The organism is Paenimyroides ummariense (assembly GCF_900115115.1).
GTDB classification, from domain to species: domain Bacteria; phylum Bacteroidota; class Bacteroidia; order Flavobacteriales; family Flavobacteriaceae; genus Flavobacterium; species Flavobacterium ummariense.
The window spans coordinates 24,227-43,267 of record NZ_FOVI01000002.1 but is presented as its reverse complement, the minus strand read 5'-3'; the positions used below and the strand labels follow the sequence as shown (position 1 = coordinate 43,267).

The 19,041-nt window shown below is 35.7% G+C and carries 23 protein-coding genes; 2 read left to right on the top strand and 21 right to left on the bottom strand.

The window, feature by feature from the left end:
- Positions 1-48: 48 nt before the first annotated feature.
- Positions 49-765, top strand: coding sequence for a 3-ketoacyl-ACP reductase (locus BM253_RS01905; RefSeq protein WP_091518194.1), 717 nt, complete (start codon positions 49-51; stop codon positions 763-765).
- A 128-nt stretch (positions 766-893) separates the two neighbouring features.
- Complete coding sequence (locus tag BM253_RS01900) at positions 894-1,742, top strand: hypothetical protein (RefSeq protein WP_091518191.1); 849 nt, start codon at positions 894-896, stop codon at positions 1,740-1,742.
- A gap of 31 nt (positions 1,743-1,773) precedes the next feature.
- On the opposite strand, the gene BM253_RS01895 is transcribed toward BM253_RS01900, so the two are convergent.
- The 21 genes from BM253_RS01895 to fabG all read right to left on the bottom strand — a co-directional run bounded on the left by BM253_RS01895 (position 1,774) and on the right by fabG (position 19,034).
- Positions 1,774-2,397 (bottom strand): flexirubin biosynthesis/transport protein LolA2, encoded by a 624-nt coding sequence (locus BM253_RS01895; protein ID WP_091518189.1) that lies wholly within the window; start codon positions 2,395-2,397, stop codon positions 1,774-1,776.
- On the bottom strand, positions 2,397-3,170 hold the full coding sequence (locus BM253_RS01890) for a polysaccharide deacetylase family protein (protein WP_091518186.1): 774 nt from the start codon (positions 3,168-3,170) through the stop codon (positions 2,397-2,399). Before BM253_RS01890 ends, BM253_RS01895 begins: the two co-directional genes overlap by 1 nt.
- Positions 3,164-4,213 (bottom strand): beta-ketoacyl synthase chain length factor, encoded by a 1,050-nt coding sequence (locus tag BM253_RS01885; RefSeq protein ID WP_091518183.1) that lies wholly within the window; start codon positions 4,211-4,213, stop codon positions 3,164-3,166. The genes BM253_RS01890 and BM253_RS01885 overlap by 7 nt, the downstream gene beginning before the upstream one ends.
- Positions 4,210-5,403: a beta-ketoacyl-[acyl-carrier-protein] synthase family protein gene (locus BM253_RS01880; protein ID WP_091518182.1), complete on the bottom strand. Its 1,194-nt coding sequence runs from the start codon at positions 5,401-5,403 to the stop codon at positions 4,210-4,212. Before BM253_RS01880 ends, BM253_RS01885 begins: the two co-directional genes overlap by 4 nt.
- Entirely contained in the window at positions 5,403-5,660 is a 258-nt protein-coding gene (locus tag BM253_RS01875; protein WP_091518179.1) for a phosphopantetheine-binding protein, read from the bottom strand. The genes BM253_RS01880 and BM253_RS01875 overlap by 1 nt, the downstream gene beginning before the upstream one ends.
- 1 nt (position 5,661) lies before the next feature.
- Positions 5,662-6,252, bottom strand: a complete 591-nt coding sequence (locus BM253_RS01870) for a 3-oxoacyl-ACP synthase (RefSeq protein WP_091518177.1) — start codon at positions 6,250-6,252, stop codon at positions 5,662-5,664.
- Positions 6,239-7,369 carry a beta-ketoacyl synthase N-terminal-like domain-containing protein gene (locus tag BM253_RS01865; RefSeq protein ID WP_091518174.1) on the bottom strand — a complete coding sequence of 377 codons (1,131 nt, stop codon included), beginning with the start codon at positions 7,367-7,369 and terminating at the stop codon, positions 6,239-6,241. Before BM253_RS01865 ends, BM253_RS01870 begins: the two co-directional genes overlap by 14 nt.
- Complete coding sequence (locus BM253_RS01860; RefSeq protein ID WP_091518171.1) at positions 7,369-7,815, bottom strand: acyl-CoA thioesterase; 447 nt, start codon at positions 7,813-7,815, stop codon at positions 7,369-7,371. The genes BM253_RS01865 and BM253_RS01860 overlap by 1 nt, the downstream gene beginning before the upstream one ends.
- On the bottom strand, positions 7,790-9,067 hold the full coding sequence (locus BM253_RS01855) for an ABC transporter permease (protein ID WP_091518168.1): 1,278 nt from the start codon (positions 9,065-9,067) through the stop codon (positions 7,790-7,792). Before BM253_RS01855 ends, BM253_RS01860 begins: the two co-directional genes overlap by 26 nt.
- A 175-nt stretch (positions 9,068-9,242) precedes the next feature.
- A complete protein-coding gene (locus tag BM253_RS01850; protein WP_091518165.1) occupies positions 9,243-10,382 on the bottom strand; it encodes a dialkylresorcinol biosynthesis protein DarB in 1,140 nt (379 codons plus the stop codon).
- Positions 10,383-10,396: 14 nt separating this feature from the next.
- Positions 10,397-11,302, bottom strand: a complete 906-nt coding sequence (locus BM253_RS01845) for a hypothetical protein (protein WP_091518162.1) — start codon at positions 11,300-11,302, stop codon at positions 10,397-10,399.
- A gap of 124 nt (positions 11,303-11,426) precedes the next feature.
- Positions 11,427-12,176 carry an ABC transporter ATP-binding protein gene (locus BM253_RS01840; protein ID WP_091518158.1) on the bottom strand — a complete coding sequence of 250 codons (750 nt, stop codon included), beginning with the start codon at positions 12,174-12,176 and terminating at the stop codon, positions 11,427-11,429.
- 1 nt (position 12,177) lies between these two features.
- Entirely contained in the window at positions 12,178-13,173 is a 996-nt protein-coding gene (locus tag BM253_RS01835) for a BtrH-related acyltransferase DarH (RefSeq protein ID WP_091518154.1), read from the bottom strand.
- On the bottom strand, positions 13,174-13,575 hold the full coding sequence (locus BM253_RS01830) for a flexirubin biosynthesis protein DarG (protein WP_091518150.1): 402 nt from the start codon (positions 13,573-13,575) through the stop codon (positions 13,174-13,176). It lies immediately after the preceding gene.
- 1 nt (position 13,576) lies between these two features.
- Positions 13,577-14,041, bottom strand: coding sequence for a hotdog family protein (locus tag BM253_RS01825; RefSeq protein ID WP_245758425.1), 465 nt, complete (start codon positions 14,039-14,041; stop codon positions 13,577-13,579).
- The gene (locus BM253_RS01820) at positions 14,038-14,472 is read right to left on the bottom strand and encodes a hotdog family protein (protein WP_091518145.1); all 435 of its coding nucleotides are present in this window, start codon (positions 14,470-14,472) and stop codon (positions 14,038-14,040) included. The genes BM253_RS01825 and BM253_RS01820 overlap by 4 nt, the downstream gene beginning before the upstream one ends.
- A 1-nt stretch (position 14,473) precedes the next feature.
- Positions 14,474-15,610 carry a dialkylresorcinol biosynthesis protein DarB gene (locus tag BM253_RS01815; RefSeq protein ID WP_091518141.1) on the bottom strand — a complete coding sequence of 379 codons (1,137 nt, stop codon included), beginning with the start codon at positions 15,608-15,610 and terminating at the stop codon, positions 14,474-14,476.
- A 196-nt stretch (positions 15,611-15,806) separates the two neighbouring features.
- Positions 15,807-16,685: an LpxL/LpxP family acyltransferase gene (locus BM253_RS01810; protein WP_091518139.1), complete on the bottom strand. Its 879-nt coding sequence runs from the start codon at positions 16,683-16,685 to the stop codon at positions 15,807-15,809.
- Positions 16,686-16,687: 2 nt separating this feature from the next.
- On the bottom strand, positions 16,688-16,942 hold the full coding sequence (locus BM253_RS01805; RefSeq protein ID WP_091518136.1) for an acyl carrier protein: 255 nt from the start codon (positions 16,940-16,942) through the stop codon (positions 16,688-16,690).
- 134 nt (positions 16,943-17,076) lie between these two features.
- Positions 17,077-18,300, bottom strand: coding sequence for a beta-ketoacyl-[acyl-carrier-protein] synthase family protein (locus BM253_RS01800; RefSeq protein WP_091518135.1), 1,224 nt, complete (start codon positions 18,298-18,300; stop codon positions 17,077-17,079).
- Positions 18,300-19,034: a flexirubin biosynthesis SDR family reductase FlxB gene (gene fabG, locus BM253_RS01795; protein WP_091518134.1), complete on the bottom strand. Its 735-nt coding sequence runs from the start codon at positions 19,032-19,034 to the stop codon at positions 18,300-18,302. The genes BM253_RS01800 and fabG overlap by 1 nt, the downstream gene beginning before the upstream one ends.
- Between the last annotated feature and the right edge of the window lie 7 nt (positions 19,035-19,041).

Sequence of the window (19,041 nt, the reverse complement as noted above, 5' to 3'; positions counted from 1 at the left end):
ATTTTCTGAAATTTGTAGTACTTAATTAATTTAATTCGATTTAAAAATATGAGTTCATTAAAAGGAAAAAACGCAATAATTACCGGTGGTGGTCGTGGTTTGGGTAAAGCTGTTGCCTTGCTGCTTGCACAAGAAGGTGTGAACATAGGAATTACCGGCCGTAACGAAGATCACTTAAAGAATACGGTTGCAGAATTGGAGAAAAGTGGTGTAAAAGCTGCGTATTCGGTTTTTAATGTTGCCGATAAATCAGAAGTTGATAATGGTATTAAAGAATTAGTATCGACTCTTGGCGGTGTTGATATTTTGGTAAATAATGCCGGAATTGGCTGGTTTGGAAAATTAGAAGATATGCCTGCTGCAGATTGGGAACAAGTAATGCAAACAAATCTTTTTGGAGTTTATTACACGGCAATGGCGGTTTATCCGTACATGAAACAAAATGGCAGCGGCGATGTTATTAACGTAGCTTCTACAGCTGGTTTAAAAGGCGGTGCAAACATGTCTGCCTATGCGGCATCTAAAGCAGCGGTAATTTCTTTATCGCAATCTATGATGGCAGAATGGCGCAAAAACAACATTCGTGTATTTACGTTAACACCAAGTACCATTGCTACCGATATGAGCATTGACGGCGGTTTAACCGACGGGAATCCGGACAGTGTGTTACAGCCTGAAGATTTTGCCGAATGGGTACGCGATATCCTGAAGATGAAAAGCAGAGCTTTAATTGCTAATGGTTCTATTTTTTCGACAAATCCATAACAAAAATCCGTTCAAATGAACGGATTTTGATATAATTGAAACCTATTCATATTTTTAAATGATTTAATAAATTTAAGTTTTTAAAGTCAATTATTGCCTTAATTATTATTTTTGATAAAAATAACATCATGATAAATAAAATTTTATCTCTTTCAATAAACTGCTGGGTTAGATGGACGGGTTACAAAAAGAACATAAATGAAATTCCTTGGCTAAAAGGTCCATACGGAAAAAGTTCATTTATAGGTGATGGTTTTTATAAAGAATTTGCAAAAGAATCCAACTTAAAAATTTCTATTGATAAAAGCCACGGTTTGCTAAGCGACTTTCTTTTAGCTATCGATAAAAATGATGTGAATAAAAACCGCCTTCAAGAATCTGTTAAGCATTTCTACGAGCATACATCACAATATACTTTAGACGTTTGGTCTGAATGGTATCATCCCGTGAAATATTTTGCACATATTTTAATCAATACCGTAAGTTCTGGTATAGACCAACTAAACATACCGCTAAAACCTTTAGAAACCAGTAGAGGTATGAGCAATGAAGTAATTGCTTTGAAAGATGAAAACGACAGACAAGTTATGACTTGTTGGCTGAGAAAAGCTATCTTGACTAAAAAAGTTACTTATGCAGGGTTTTATTCTGCCGTTAATATTGACGAAAAACCTTATGTACGAGTTATTTTTCCATTACCAAAAGGCAGCGCCACTGTTTTATTAAGAGTTGAAGTACAAGACGATGGTTCAGTAAAATTAATCTCTGATGGGAAAAAACCAGGTGGTGCAGGATATTATCGAATTAAAGTAATGAACGATTCAACGATTAGGTATAAATTTATTCCTTTAAAAGAATTAATTCACGTGTTTACCGATGAAGAAGGTGTTTTACGTACAGATCATACTTTTTGGTATTGGGGAATGAAGTTTTTACAACTGCATTATAAAATTAATCCTCTCAAAAAAAGTTCTTAAGAGGATTGATTTACTTTATATTTTAAAATTTCTACAACTGAAAAACACTATCGCCCAATGCGGTGTTTAATTTTTTGTTTTTTAGTTTAATTACCGAATAATCGTTAGAACTCTCGACAATTTTAATTTCAGAAACCGTATCTTCATTGTTTAAAAACGTTAAAGTAACTTCTTTAATGTGCTTACTCATGTCTTTACTTTTTGGTTTTAACACGGCAAAACGCGTAGTTCCGTTTTTAAAATAGGTAATATTGAACGATTTTTCATCAAACAGATTTCCCGTATAACTGCCAACCATTAATTGCTGTAGCTGCTTAAAACGTTTGCTCTTGTTTAGATCGAACGATGTAATTTTACCTTTTTCGTTTTTGATCTTTAAACTGTTTTTGTTAAACAACATGGCATTTTTTTTAGGTACGTTGTATTGCCAAAGCAATTTTTCGCCTTTAAAACGTAAAATTCCTGATGATTTCGATGCGTTTTTAAGAACGCTTACGTGTTTTGTTTCTTCAAAATCGGCAGTGATCGATGTTGTTTTACCCGCCTGATTTTGTACTTCTTTTTTAAACGATGTTACTTCGTTAGCAGACATCTGCGTTTGTGAAAATCCTAAAACCGATGCAAAAAAGAATATTCCTAAAAAAATATTTTTCATTATTTGTATGCTTTAATATTAAGTAATTCGTCAACCGTAACCGATTGTATTTGTTTCTTTTCCATAGTTATCAACAATCGTTCCAATACGTTCAATGTTTTGGTTGATGTATCGTGCAGCAAAATTATCGAACCTTTTTCAAATCGATCTAAAATTCGACTTAAAATTTTATCTTCTGATGTTATTACAGTATCTAACGATCGAACATTCCAACCAATCACCTCTACCCTATTTTCTTTGCAAGCCCACGCTATATTTGGGTTTGTAACTCCAAATGGTGGTCTGAATAAATTTGGGATTTTACCTGTAATCTGCTGAATGATGTTTTGGGTTGATGCTATTTCGTTATCAACTTCCTTTTTCGATAAAAATCCCATTTTATTGGTATGCGAATAAGTATGATTTGCGATTGTATGCCCCTGCCCGACTATGTTTTTTAAGATTTCGGGATATTTTTCAATTTGTTTTCCAATAAAGAAGAATGTCGCTCTTTGATTGTACTTTTCCAGCAGATTCAGAATTTCAGAAGTAACTTCTGTCGGACCGTCATCAAACGTTAAAGCAACTACATTTCGATTGAATTTTTTGTTTGATGAATTAGCTTTTACAAAGTAATTTAATCGAATGTCAAACGATCCCCAAGCAGTGATTCCTAACCAAAAAAGTATCGCAATAAAAATTAAAAACAAGGGTAACTTACCCGAAAAATATGCGTACCACAAGAATATTAAAAGGGCAATAAAAAACCATTTTATGTACTTGTGCCTTAACATTTTGATAGTAGAACAAAACTAAAATCGGTATTGTTAAACTGATTAATCATTAATATTTTTTCAATTTTAGTTGGTTCAATGTTATTGTATTGAACAACCTTTGGATATTGTTGTTTTTGTATGATTTCTGCTGCAACTTTTAATCCAAACGCAGATGCTGTATCATAACTTCCCGAAATATGCTGATAATAAGCTTGTGGAATTTCGTTAAAAATAGCCTTCATTCTATTGTAAAATTCTTGCTGATGAACATCAGCATTTACACCAAAAAAAACGACATCTAAATCAGAAACAGAAAGGTTATTTTTAGCCAAAAAAGTATTTATTTCGGTAGCTTCATTATCTTTAAAAGCATTAAAAAGCATCACATCTAAAACCTCAGCATAACTGTTGTTGGTTTTGTGGTTTGATAAAGCAAAAAAAGTAGCTCCTTCTGCCAACGCAATTCCCTTTGTTTGCGGGTTTTTAAAATTCACCTCTTCCCCACTCTGCTTTACTTTTCCAATCATTTCGTACATAGAAAAAGTGTACGGCGCAATTTCATCAACTCCGCCAATCAATATATTTTCTTTGTTAAAATGTTTCAACTGCATAAAAGCATCAAACAAGGCACTTTCAAAGGAATTTGATCCATTAACGTAGGTAAAATTATACGCTTTACACTGCAAATGCAAGGCAATTTGAGCAGCAACTGTGTTGTGTGTAGATTGTATAAACGCTGTGGGAGTTAAAAACTGCTCATCATTATCAATAATTGCTTCTAAAAACTTTTCAGAATCTTCGATACAACCCAAACCGGTTCCGACAATCACAGCCTGCGGATCAACCATTTTCGCATTGAACAACGCTTTATTGGCAGCATAAATACCCATTTTTACACCTTTAGCCATACGGCGGCTCATTGCCGGAGCAATTAAATCTTTATAAGATGGTTGCTGGGCTTTGTTTAATATCTGAATTTCAGCAATTTCAGATTCAAATACATCAAAATCAACCGATTGAATGCTTACATTGCCGATACCGTTTATATAGCAGTTTTTCATGATTTCGAAAAGATTAAAGTGGAACAATTTCCGCCAAATCCGAAAGAATTTGAAAGTACATGATTAATTTCGGTTTGAACAACTTCGGTTTCGGGAACAATATTCAATTCTTCCATAGGTGTTTTAAAATTCAGGTTAGGGAAGATGATGTTGTTTTGCAACGCCAGTACGCTGTAAACCGCTTCAATTGCCGCAGCAGCAGCTAAGGTATGACCAGTATATGCTTTGGTTGAACTAAATTTTGGCACCTTGCTGAAAATTCTGCTTATGGCTCGACCTTCAGATAAATCGTTGTTTGGTGTTGCCGTTCCGTGAACATTGATGTAATCAATTTGATCGGGTAGGATAGAAGCCTTTTCAAAAGCCTGTTTCATTGCCAAATATGCGCCTTCACCATTTTCTGACGAAGCTGTTTGATGAAATGCATCATTTGCATTGCCGTAACCAGCCACGTAAGCCAAAACTTTTTTGTTGCTTTTCTTAATAACCTCATCTGATTCTAACACCAGATAAGCTGCAGCTTCGCCTAAATTCAAACCTTTACGGTTATTGTCAAAAGGAGTGTTGTAAGTATCAGACAAAATCATCAGTGTTTTAAAACCATTAATGGTAAACTTGCTCAACGCATCGGTTCCGCCCACAATTACTCGGTCTAAATAACCATTTTCAATCATGCTTGCGCCCAACATTATGGCATTTGCAGCCGATGAACACGCAGTTGAAATGGTAGTTACAAATCCTTTTAAACCTAAATAATTGGCGATTTTGTTTGATGAATCGCCGGCATCGTGACTTTGAATGTACTTTTGATATTCCGGATGTTCCTCGTACTTTTTGTAGTGCTTCTCGGTAAAATCCATTCCAGCAACACTAGTCGATGAAATCAATCCGGTACGTAGTTCGTTTATATCAGAAATACCGGCACTTTCAACTGCTTTTTTGGCAGCATAAGTCCCTAACAAACCGGTTCGTGTAAAGGTATTTTCTTCTGGTAAGTTCAACAGGTGTTGCAATTCTTGGTTGGTAATTTTAATTTCGCCGACTTTAATTTCTGATGCATGACGCGTTTGGATATTCTCTAAATCTGAAATACCGCTTTTTTTGGAAATTAACGACTGGAAATTCTCTTCGACCGATAAACCGATGGAAGATATAATGCCCATTCCTGTAATTGCAACTTTTTTCTGCATTATTTTGTACGGTTTGCAGCTACAAATTGAGCCATTGTTTCAACTGACTGAAAAATTTCTTTTCCTTGTTTTGGATCGGCTAATTTTATACCGTATTCTTTGTCTAAAAGCACGATTAGTTCCAATGCATCAATAGAATCCAAACCTAAACCGTCGCCAAAAAGCGGATCGTTATCCTGAATATCATCAATAGAAATATCTTCTAAATTCAATGCGTTAATAATGCGTTCTTTTAATTCTTGCTTTAATGCGTCCATTTTATTTTGTTATATCGTTAATATGTTCTTTTGAATGCTCTAAAATACCCATTTTTTCCACCAGATAAAAATCGGCTTTGTAATCTCCGTTTAAAAAGTGGATCCAACCACACAAAACCTTTTGCGCTTTATTGGTTTTTAGCAGATATTCCGCGTATTTGTGCAGGTAGTCGGTTTGATACTTTTCTGCCACAAAAAAAGCACTTTCGCTTTTTAACTGATGACGAATACTCACTTCACCAATGGTAATATTGGGCAGCGTGTACACAAAAACCGCCGGACTTGGGTAATAATCTTCTGGGTTTTGTATGCTTTGCTGATGCTTTAAATCGGTATCTAAACTCGCTTCGTTATTACTGAAAAGCAAGGCAATGTCATTCTCTGTTTCGTTCTGCAAAAGTAATTCTGATGCGATAAAAGCCAATTTACACAAATCGTCCATTTTATAAAATTTCGGGTACGATATGTTCAAGCTTTTATACACGTTTTTCATAAACGCAGCAAAATTATCTTCCTGATTATGAAAGATTGTCTTGCCATTTTCACAGACAACATTTTGACTGATATTTATGAATTTACTAATTGCGTACATTTTCTGAATTTTTAACCAAAATCATTGCCGAATTGCTTCCACCAAAACCCGATGCCGTTTTTAAAGCAGTTTTAAGCGATTTTTGTTCTTTTTTGGTAATGATGTTTATTTGTTGCGTTGTTCCTTGCTGTTGGTAGCCAAATGAAGGAATTAACACGTTGTTTTTTAAACTTTCTATTGTGATAACGGTTTCCAACAAACCCGATGCGCCTAATGTGTGACCGAAATATCCTTTTAAACTGTTGGTTGGAACATTTTGCAGGCTTAATCTGTTAAACGCAACAGCTTCCATTTCGTCGTTAAATAGGGTAGCGGTGCCGTGTGCCGAAATACAATCTATTTGGTCTGATGTTATTTGCGCTTCGTTTATTGCTCTTTCAATACTTAAAAACAAACCTTCGCCCGTACGTGATGGTCCTGAAATATGGTTGGCATCGTTGATATTGGCATCGCCCAAAATTTGTATTGATTCTGTTCGATTTTCATTCGATACATAAACCGCGACAGCTGCTTCGCCAAGATTTACTCCGGTTCTATCAGCATCATACGGTTTGCAAGGTTCGCTGCTCATTGCCTGAAACGACTGAAAACCCGAAACTACAAACGGCGTTAATTCATCAACAGCTACAACATACGCGTTGGTAAATTGTTCCATTTCTATGAATCGTTTGGCTAAAGAAATCGCTACAACTCCCGATGTACAAGCGTTTGAAACCACAATTGGGTCTGTTTCAAAACCAAAATAACTGTTTATATTCTGTACCAGTTTATCAATAAAAGCTCCACTTAAATCATCATTTGCTAATGCGGCGATGTTTCCTTTTGTTGTTGAAAGAATAAAAACCGAATCTTTTTTCAACGGATTTTTTTCAACAATAGGGGAAAGGGCAGCAATCAATAATTTTTCAATTCGCGATCCTTTAAAATCAGCATTGATCGATTGGAAATGGTTGCTGAATAATTCGTCATTAATTTTCCCTGCATAAACAGATCCAATCTTATCATTGATAAAAACCTTCTCAATAGCCGATGTTCCCAAAAGAATCTTCTGGAAATTATCATCGGTTGAAAAACCCAACGGACTAATGATATTGGTATCGTGAATAAAAACTGCCATTATAACAAACCTACTTTTTGTTTCCACTGTTCAAAAAACTGGGGAACTGTGATGATTAAATTTCCATCGAAATCGGTAAAAACCTGCGTGGTTTCGCCTACACAAACCAATTGGTGCTGTGCATTGTAAATTTCGAAACTAAAAATCATTTTTGCAGCAGGCGAATCTATAAAAGTGGTTACAATATAGGCGTCATCTGCGTATCGCAACGGCTTTTTATGTTCGCTTTGCGTTTTAACAATCGGCGTTGCAAAACCATGATCTTGCACATGCTTGTAAGAAATTCCGTAATGGCGCCCAAAAGCCTCGCGACCGTCTTCGAAATAATCGATATAGTTGCCGTGCCAAACAATGCCCAAAGCATCGGTCTGGTTAAACTTTACCTTAAAATGTTCGGTATGCTGTAAGGTTTTGCCTTGGTTAAACGGTTCTTTTCTTTTTATCATATAGCAATGCACAAGTTGTAAAAACAACAAAAAACAAAGTTAGTAATATCATTTCAGGAATAATATCAATTAGCGAACCATTTCGCAAGATAATATCATAATAGCCGTTTAATGCCCAGTTCATAGGCGATGCTTTTGATGCAATTTGCATAACTTGCGACATGGCGAATACGGGAATCCAAACACCACCAACAGCTGCCAGAATAATTACGAAGGTTGCGCCAAAAGGTGCCGATTGTTCTTGGGTTTTACTTACAATTCCTAACAAAATTGCCATACCAATTGCTGCTAAACCTGCGGTTAACGTTAATGCAGACATTAAAGCTATTTTGTTAAATGATAGATTTAGCTCGGGCAAATTCATGTATGGAAATACAACTTTTGCAATAAGTAAAATGGTGTAAAACTGCAACAGACAAATAACCAGATACGTAATTATTTTACCTAAATACAATATACTGTTTGATGTTGGGCTGCTGATTAATCGCAGATACGTTCCCTGATTTTTTTCTTTAACAATGTTGATTGACAACGGCACCATGATAAAGAAAATGGCAAAAAGTGTCCAAGCCGGAACGTTGTGTTGAACCGAATTTGGTACAATATCTGCATTTTTTTCTTGGGGAACAATTTCTTTAAAGCTGATAAAGGTGTCGTTGAACGATGTGCTGCTGCTACCGCCTAATTGTGTTTCGAAAGTTTTATAGATGGCATCAGATTCTAACTGAGCTACCATTTTATCAATATTGCTTTTGATTCCGTTTTTAAAAGCTGCTTGTGTAGCCGGATCAAAATACAGACGGATTTCTTTCTTTTCAACTTCAACAGGATCGTAAGTAGAAGTACTCATACCCATTTCGTCTAAAATTCCATCTACATTCTGGCGGACTTTTATGTTTAAATCGCTGGTAAGATTTTTAGGAATTACAATTGCCATTTGATATTTCCCTTTAAAAACCAATTCTTTTGCGGTTGCTTCGGTTACTTCTTTATTATTTTGGGTTGATATTAATGAAAAACTTTGTGAAGCTTCCAGTTCTTTTTTAACGTGCAGGGAAATACTGTCCTGATCATGATCGATCCAAAGAACAGGAATTTTTGATGCGCTAAAGCTTTGATAGGTGCTGTCTTGAATAGATGTTACCACCACCACCAAAATTACCGGCATAATGAATAAAGTGATTAATCCGCCAATATCGCGAAACAACAACTTAAATTCTTTTACAACACACTGCCACAATTTAAACCACATTGCGCAATTTTTTACCGGTTAATGCATCCATTAAATTATGGTTCCTCTTTTTCATTAAAACTTGAAATAATGCGTAAAAATACCAAAATCTGTTGGTAAATGACCAAAGGATTTTGGTTTAAAAATTTTAGATTAAATTATCGTGAACCACTTAAAACTGTTGCTATGATGATAATTAGCATACGGTTAACAATGCACAAGAATAAGCAAATCTGCCACTTTCTGGTACGCATAGCAATACTTTTTCTCCTTTTTTAAGCTTACCGGAATTCATTAATTCTTCGGTTACAATAAAAATTGATCCTGCGCCGATGTTTCCAACTTCTGACAAGTTATAATACCATTTTTCCACAGGGAAATCTAAACCAACATTTGCAAATTCTTCTCTTAAACCGTCTTTAAAGTAGTTGGAAGAAATGTGTGCTAAAACATAATCCATATCTTCGGGCTGAATTTGGTGTTTATCGAACGAAGCTCTTAAAGCCTGGGCACCTTTTTTCAAAATAAATTCATCCAACAAACGGGTATCTTGTTTTAATGCGAATAAAGATTGTTTCAGCCATTCATCTGAAGGATAATCTGCCCAAGATTTCAGGCTTCCGTTTTCTTGTTTTTCGCAACCAGAATACATACATGCTTCAATTTCATGGGCGAATGAGTGAAAATCGATCCATTCAATTTTTAAATTCAGGCTTCCTTCTCTCGGCTTATTTTCCAATAGAAATGCACCTGCACCATCGGATAGCATCCATCTTAAAAATTCTCTTTTGAAAGCTACAATGGGTTTTTCTTCTAATAATTTTAAATTTTCAACTTCATGGTTGAATTTATCAGCGGTCATCCAAGACGAAAAACGCTCGGAACCCACACAGATTGCATTTTCTGTAGCACCTGCTTTTACCGACAAAAAACCATAGTTTAAGGCGTTCATACCAGCATTGCAAAGCCCCATAGAAGTATTGATACCAATAGATTTCCCTGGTTTTAAAACGCCGTGTACCATAGATGCGTGCGAAGGCTGAATTTGATCTGCCGAAGTGGTGCCGCAAGAAAGCAGCTCCATATCTTCTTTTTTAAAGTTTTCGTCGAAAAGACCTTCAACTGCTAAAGCGGTAATTTCTGCATTGGTATGCGTAGGATTTTGGTTTTTATCTAATGCATAATACCGCGTTTTTATGCCGTTATTTCTTAAAATAAGTGGTCTTGCTTTAGATGTTTTATTATTTACTAAACCTAAATATTGTTCCATTTCATCATTTGAAACAGGATCATTGGGTAGATAGGTTGATGCTTTTGTGATATAAACGTTACTCATTATAATTTTCTTTTTTATAGTCCTTGATAATATTTAATTTGTTTTTTTCTCTTCCACCAAAAAATGGGAGTTGTAATATTGTAGATAATCAAAACAATGGGCGAAATTACCCATATTGCAGCCATTAGGTAAAATTTGTAAACACCCACCCAAAATTTTCTTTTTTCAGGTTTTTTAAGAATAATGCCTGAAAATACGGTAAAAAGCTTATTACCTACGGTTTCAACTTTTATAAGAAACGGTCGTATTTCTACCGCTCCGTTCTTAACAAGCTCGTTTTGCAACCCATTATAATTATCTTGCGAAACGTACTTTTCAATAATCGTTCCATATTTATCGGCGGTTGCAATTTCTACATCAGAAACACCTGCGTTAGGAAATGGTTTTTTCTGTTCCTTATTGCCGGTTTGCATCCAATTTAATATGGTTATTACGCTTGTGTAATTGTCATGACGATCAACCAAAGCTATATTACCCACAAGTTTTGCTTGCAAACGTTGTAAATGAATTTTAAGTTTTTCTTGAGAAAGCATCCACATATTTCTGGTAGCAGAAACTGTTATAACGGGTGTATTAGCCATTATTTGTGCAGCATACGCACTTTTAAGAAAAGAAATAATGGGTATAGACGGAGTTAAAAACCAAACTTGGTAGCCAAATAATATTAGGTCAAATTTTTGATTAAGCACTTCTTCAGGAGGTGGTAAAATGGCTCTTGGAATTTGCCTATACGTTTCCGGAAAAGTATCGTAAAAAACTTCACTTTGCCATGGAAAAGCAAAATCTTTTTCCATTTTAATTTCGTAATACGTAACGGTATATGAATCCTTTAATTGTTCAAAAGGTTTTGCGATATTTTTTACGATGTCTTTTAATTGTCCTGTTTGACTGTAATATAGCACTAATATTTTCTTCGGCATAAATCGGAATCACTTTATACAAAAATAGATTTTTTTTGGAAAACACAGCCGCTTTTGGCTCTTCAATTCTGTTAATCTTTATTTGGAAAACAATCATGTAAAATACGGCGCAAGTCTAAAATATTTAAACCACATCGCGCAATTTTTTACCGGTTAATTCAATAAAAACTTCTTCTAAACTATTTGCATTTGGCACATTTTCAATGAGTTCTTTCGGTGTTCCCTGAACAAAAACGCTGCCTTGGTCTATAATGGCAATATCGGTACAAAAATCTTGTGCTTCTGCCATTAAATGCGAGGTGTAAACAATGGTTGTTCCTTGCTGGTTCAACAGTTTTAAATAATCGATTATCGTGGCGCGCGACTGTACATCAACACCAACCGTAGGTTCATCTAAAAACAACACTTTTGGGTTGTGTAAAATGCCGGCTATTAAATTTACCCTACGCTTCATTCCGCCCGAAAACGTTTGAATTTTCTTGTGCATGAAGTTTTCTAATCCTAAATGAATTAAAAATTCGGGAATTTTTGCTTTTAAATCTGCTTTTGATACATTGTACAAACTACCAAAATACATTAGATTTTCATAAGCTGTTAGGGTAGGGTACAAGGCATATTCTTGCGGAACAACACCAATAATATTTTTTATCGATGAAGTGTTTTTGTTTGATATTCCGTTGATTTCGTAACTTCCTAAAGTAGGTTGAATGATGCCGCACAAAATAGAAATTAAAGTTGTTTTTCCGGCTCCGTTTGGTCCTAACAATCCAAAAACCGATTGTTGCGGAATGTTTAAAACCACATTGTTTAGCGATTGAAAATCGGCACCTTTATATTGTTTCGATATATTTTGTATCTTGATGATTGACTGCATTTTACACGGCTTTTTTCAATTTCTTAAAAAAGGCTTCTTCCATATCTGCCAGTTTCATTAAATCGTTAGAAAGTACTTGATACACATTTTCGGTATTACTGCGTTTTTTTACCACACGCGATGCTTGTAAGGCAAAATCACGCCATTTATCGCCAATTAAAGCCATTTCTTGCGAAAGGTTCAACAATTCCTGATTTTTTAAATATTCTCCCGCTTCTTGCAAAAAAGCAGCATAAATAAAGCGGAAACCGCCGCCGCCTGTACCAATTTCTTCTTGCATACGGATCATATTAGCCAAATTGTAATTTGTTTTTGCAACACCCAGCTTTTTATGCCATTTTAAAATGTCTTTTGCTACCCAACGTATAGCTTTTACACCTACAAGTGGCACGGGCGCTAACATATCATTACAGGTTTGTTTTATGGCTTTTTTAATAGGATTTGTCAAATCCATAGCATCGGGAACAGAAACAGGATAGTACAAATGTCCTTTCGGAGCCAATGCGCCTTTGGCATAACGCACTTTTTCCAATTCGTCTTCGTTTAGTGAAACGGTATAATCCATAACCGAATCGCTAATTAAATAGTTACCATTTTCTTTACCAAAAACCACAATGTTGTGTGCATTAAAGTGAAAGCGGTATTCGTCTGGAAAATAAGGTAAATTGTAAACACCTACTACCAAACCCGTAGGAATATTTTTTGCCAGATTTTCATCTAACTTTTGCTGTGCTTTCTTTGAATCGGAAAATTTTAAACGCTGTACTTTTACACCCAAGCGCTTTGCCATGCGGTTAAAAATTTTACCCGGCATGGGTCTGTACGAAATTCCAGGCGCGTGATTTATTTTAAGAAATGGTAAGTAAACAAAAAACAAACCAGAGCCCAAGCCAAACGCCATAGGTTCTGATATTTTAAAGCCTTTGTTACCCAATAAATTTACAATAGCACCATTTTCACAATGTGCTGCTTGTTTGTGTTGAAAATCCGCCTGCATTTATCCTTTAAAATTTTGTAAATCGGTTAAAGAAATACCGAAAACATCGGCATATTTTTGAAGTGTTTTGGTGTTTAGGTTTTTAAAAACGTTTGGTTTTGCATGACGTTTTACAAAGAATGTCCATTTATCAACATAACCCGCCAGTGTTTGCCAGTCCATACGCTTTAATTCCATAAAATAAACAATTGGGCTTACGTTGCCTGCTTTTACATCGTTTAAAGCCTGCTGAATACGCTGATCCAATACTTCTAAATTTTCGTGCTGAACAACTGTTTTTGCTTCCCAGCCGGAACTTTGCACGCTTACAAATTTTCCGTCATCATCAACCGCATAAACCATTTCGTTAATGTTTTTCCTTTTTAAAGGACTATCGTCTTGTGGTACTTCGTTCTTCTTCATCTTAATTTTTTTGTAAGAATAAATTCATTTCGCCTTCCAAAAATAACGTATCTAAATGATATGCAGTAACTTTTAACGTGCAAATAGAATATTCGGGCATTTGAACCTGTGCAACCAAATTGGCTTCGGTTTGAATTTTTGTTCCTATTTCGGGCAATTTATGAATGGTAATTTTTTTGATCGAACTTATAAAACCTAAAATCCCCGGATTTCCTTGAGATTCTGCCGATGGTTCTTTATCAAAATAATGCTGCCCTGAAATTGATGAACAGGTTTGCGCTGCGTTTTCGATCAATCCCGAAGCAGACAAACAATTATCTTCAATAAAAATACAATCGGCTTTTATTTCAAAATGCGTTAAAACTCGTTCTAAACATATATGTTCAATAGCATCAACCATTAACATAGGTTGTAAATGCGGCAGATAATTTTTTATGTCGATATATGCTTTTTCAGAATTCATCATTTGGCAATTACGGTTTTCATTTGTGCGGTTGCAATTGTTTCGCTGTTGATCTGGCAAATAATATCAACAAGCGTTATACCGGCAAATTCTTGTAGAATAGTTGCTGTGGTATGTATATTTTCGCCTGCAATGGGCAAGCGGTTAATTTTAAGGTTTGCAATACTGCCAATGTAACCCATTGGTGCCTGCTGGTTTTTTACATAAAACCCAAAACCGGTGTGCAATGCCACTGTTTGCGCCATGTGTTCTATTAAACCGGGTTCTTGCAATGTAGTGTTTTTTATAAATAATCCGGTGGTGGCAACAAATAATCCTGCTGAAACTTTGTTGTCATTAAAAGCATAAAGCGTATCAACCATAACAATAGGGTTGCGTTGCGGAATGCATTTTAAAAGGATTTCTGCCGATGTTATAGGGAACGATACTTTCATGCTAAACCACTTTTAAAAATGCGTAAGCATAAGAAAATCGACCACTTTCGGGAACGGACAACATAATGGTATCGCCGCTTTTTAATTTGTTGGAATGATAAAGCTCTTCTAACATTAAATAAATCGATGCTGACCCCACATTGCCAACTTTTGGCAGATTTATGAACCATTTTTCTTTAGCAATTTCCAAACCGGCATTTTTAAAAGATTCATACAATTTATCTTTGAAGAAAATCGATGAAATATGCGGCAGAAAATAAGTAATATCGTTAGGATTTATATGATGTTTCTGCATGGCATTGCCCATACTTTCCACACCTTTTTTAAGGATGAATTCGTCTAGTATTTTTACATCTTGCTTTAACGAAAAAACCGATTCGTTTTTCCATTCTTCTACCGAATATTCACTCCATGCTTTAACAGATCCGTTAGCTTGTTTTTCTCCACCCGCGTACATACAGGTTTCCAGCTCATGTGCATACGAATAGTTTTCCATCCAAAGAATTTCAAGTGATAATGAACCTTTTGGTTGGTTTTCCAACAACATGGCTCCGGCACCGTCTGATAACATCCAACGTAAAAAATCTTTCTTAAAAGCTAAAATTGGTTGCTCTTCTAACGCTTCTAAATTAGCAATTTCAGCTTCGAATTTATTTGCCATCATCCAGGTTGATACACGTTCAGATCCTGTGCAAACTGCATTTTTTGCGGTTTCGGCTTTAATAGCCAAATAACCGTATTTTAAAGCGTTCATGCCCGAACAACAAATACCTGATGAGGAATTAAGTTCTACCGACTTGTTTTTAAGTAAACCGTGAACCATTGCCGCGTGCGACGGTAACAATACGTCGGGAGTTGAAGTTCCGCAGGATAGAATTTCAACATCGTTTAGAGAAAAATCGTCGGCAACCAGTTTATTTATTGCTATAGCGGTTAATTGTGCATTGTTGTGCGTGACGTTTTGCTGCTGATCTAACGCATAATAACGTGTTTTTATACCGTTGTTGCGCAAAATTAACCGACGCGATTTTGATGGTGTGTTGTTGATTTCGCCCAAAATATGCTCCATTTCATCGTTTGAAACAGGATTATTTGGTAGAAATTTCTCTATTTTATTGATATAAACTTTTGCTGACATTACGCTATTCCTTGGAAATACATTTTCTTTTTCTGAGTGCTAAAATACAGAATTGGAAACAAAATTAATTCAATTAAATGAACAATTGCGATAAAACCAAATGGCTGTGAATAAATAGCCTTTAAAAACTTTTAAAAGCATTTTACGTTTTGCAGGATTTTTTATCCATTGTTGATATATAGATATCAGATGATCTTTAATCCTTCCAAAAATCGAAATAATTAAACCATTGATACGGATATTTTTTCAACATTTGCGAAACGCTATCGGTATAACTGTTTAAAACTGCCTGTGCATCGCGGTGTTTAAATTCGGGTGCACGTCGCGTGTATAAATGGTAATGCAAATTAGGTTCTTTCATAACATACACGTAAGCAACAGGTGTTTTTAACCGCGATGCCAGCATAAAAGTTCCTGCAGGAAAATGTGCTTCTTTCGCTAATAATTCTGCCTGCATTGTTCTTGATTGATCAAAATATCGATCGCCCGTAAAACAAATTAAATGATTTTTAGAAAGCGCATCGTTGATTTCGAAAATGTGCGACATGTCTTCTTTTACATAAATAAACTGCACGTTAGGTTTTTCGTCTGTGATGCTTTCTAAATACTGCTTTATTACCGAATGTTCCTGATCTACGGTTACAATGTGGATCTGACAGTTAAAATCGATATCGGCAAAAAACTTTTCGGCAATTTCAAAATTTCCAATATGCGCGCTGATTAAAATTCCGCCTTTTCCTTCGCTTAGCAATTGCTTTAAAATATCAATTCCATCGAAATCAAAAGTAAATTTATTGCGTAAACCAGCCGAAATAGCTATTTTATCAATCAGCACCTGACCGAAGGTAAAATAGCTTTTGTAAACGGCAAAAACGGCTTTAAAAAACGAAAACTGTTGGCGGTGGCGGAAATACGAAAACATGGCTTTAAAAGAAGTAGGGTACGCCACAAAATAATAAAAAGCCACGAATACCAAAACGCTGTAAGCAGCACGTATTCCCAGCTTTTTTATGCAATAAACAAATATTTTGTAACCTAAAATTGTTCCTTTAGATTTTCCGCTCCATTGGGTCATTTTTAAGCGTTTTTAGCAGCTATTTTATTGTTGATGATGTTGTAGAAATCTTGAAAAGTTATCATTCCTACAAAATCGGCTTCGACTAATTTCACGCCAAAATTTGATTCGATTATTACAACCAAATCCACATAATCCAAGCTGTCTAAATCTAAAGTTTGTTTTAAATTTTTATCGGCTTCGATTACCTCTGCATCAACTTCGAATTCTTCAACTAAAATTTCGTTTACTTTATCGATGATCTCCTCAATCTTCATTTGTGTGTTTTATTATTTATTTACAACATAGATACATAGAAATCTTATAGCTTTAAGTACTTAATTTCAAAACCTTAAATTTTTACAACTATGTACGCACACTAAAAAAATATTGTTTCTATGTGGTAAAATATTTATTTATATTTTTTAACGATTACTGCCGAATTTGTTCCTCCAAATCCGAAAGAATTCGACAAATATACGTCAAAATCTTTATTAATTGTTTTGGTGGCAATATTCAGCTTTGCCGAATGTTCATCGGGTGTTTCATAGTTTATATTTGGTGCGATAAATCCTTCATTCATCATAATGGTAGAATAAATAATCTCGCTTGCACCTGCCATCCAGCATTCATGACCCGTCATTGATTTGGTGCTTGAAACATACGGTTTTGTTGCTCCAAAAACTTCATCGATTGCTTGTGCTTCATTTGCATCACCAACGGGTGTTGATGTTGCATGTGCGTTGATGTATTGAATATCGGCTGCGTTTAAACCTGCTTGTTGTAAGGCTTTGCGCATAGCTGTTGCAGGACCATCGACATTCGGAGTTGAAATATGTCCGCCGTTTGATGAAAATCCGTAGCCTACAATTTCTGCAATAATGTTTGCACCGCGAGCCAAAGCGCTATCTAAACTTTCAATAATAATTGTAGCACCTCCGCCGCTTGGAACCAATCCATCGCGAGCAGCATCGAACGGGCGGCATGCTTTTGCAGGTTCATTCTCACGAGGCGAAAAAACACCCAAACCATCGAAACTTGCCATTCCGTATTTGTTGATTTCCTGTGCACCACCACAGATGACCAAATCTTGTAATCCGTTTTTAATCATCATGTATCCCAAACCAATGGCATGAGATCCGCTGGCACAAGCTGCACTAATGGTCATGTTAATGCCGGTAATGTTAAAAATAGTTGATAAATTCATGGTTACTGTAGAATTCATCGACTTAAAAATAGCTCCGGAACCTATTAAAGCGGTATCTTTCTTTTCACGAACAATATCAGTAGCTTCAATAATGGCTTTTGAAACACTGTCGTTTCCATAGATCAAACCAATTTCACGCTTATTGAAATCGTCTAAAGAAATACCAGCATTTTGTAAAGCTTCCATGGTTGCTACATAGGCATATTCGGTTTCTTCGCCAATGGTAATACGCTGTCTGCGACTTAAAAATGGCTTTAAATCGGGCGTTGGAACTTTACCTGTTAATGCCGAACGAAAACCGTATTCTTTGCGTTCTTCATCGAACACAATACCCGATTTTCCTTCGTATAACGATTGTTTAACTTCTTGTAAATTGGTACCGATGCACGAATAAATTCCCATACCGGTTATCACCACTCTGTTATTCATTATGAATAAATTCCTCCGTTTATATTTATAATTTCACCTGTTATGTAACCTGATTTTTTTGAAGCCAGAAAAGCAACTAAATCTGCTACTTCTTCTGCTTCGCCAAAACGGTTGGCAGGTATCATTTTTGTTAGTTCTTTTTCGTCTAAATCTGCAGTCATATCGGTTTTAATAAACCCCGGAGCAACAGCATTTACTGTAATTTTGCGTTTGGCTACTTCTTGCGCTAATGCTTTTGTAGCTGCTACTAACGCACCTTTTGCAGCCGAATAATTGGTTTGACCCGGCGTTCCTTTTACACCCGAAACCGAAACCATATTAATAATTCTACCGTATTTGCTACGCAACATTTCCTGAATAAAGAAATTGGTAACATTATAAAAACCGTTCAAGCTGGTATCAATTACGGTTTTCCAATCGTTTGGCTGCATCCACATAAACAAACCGTCGCGTGTAATGCCTGCATTGTTCACAATTACTTCTACAATAGCTTCAGGATTGGTTTCTTTCCAAGAATTCAATGCAGCCTGAGTTTCTTCTAAACTCGCCACATTAAACCTAATTATTTCTGCCGATCCGCCTTCGTTTTCAATCAATTGTTTGGTTTCTAACGCAGCTGCTTCGTTCGATTGATAATTTATCAAAACATGGTACTGCAAATCCTTTGCCAATTTTAAGCAGATGGCTTTTCCAATTCCACGAGATCCGCCTGTAACTAAAGCACATTTCTTCATTTGCTGC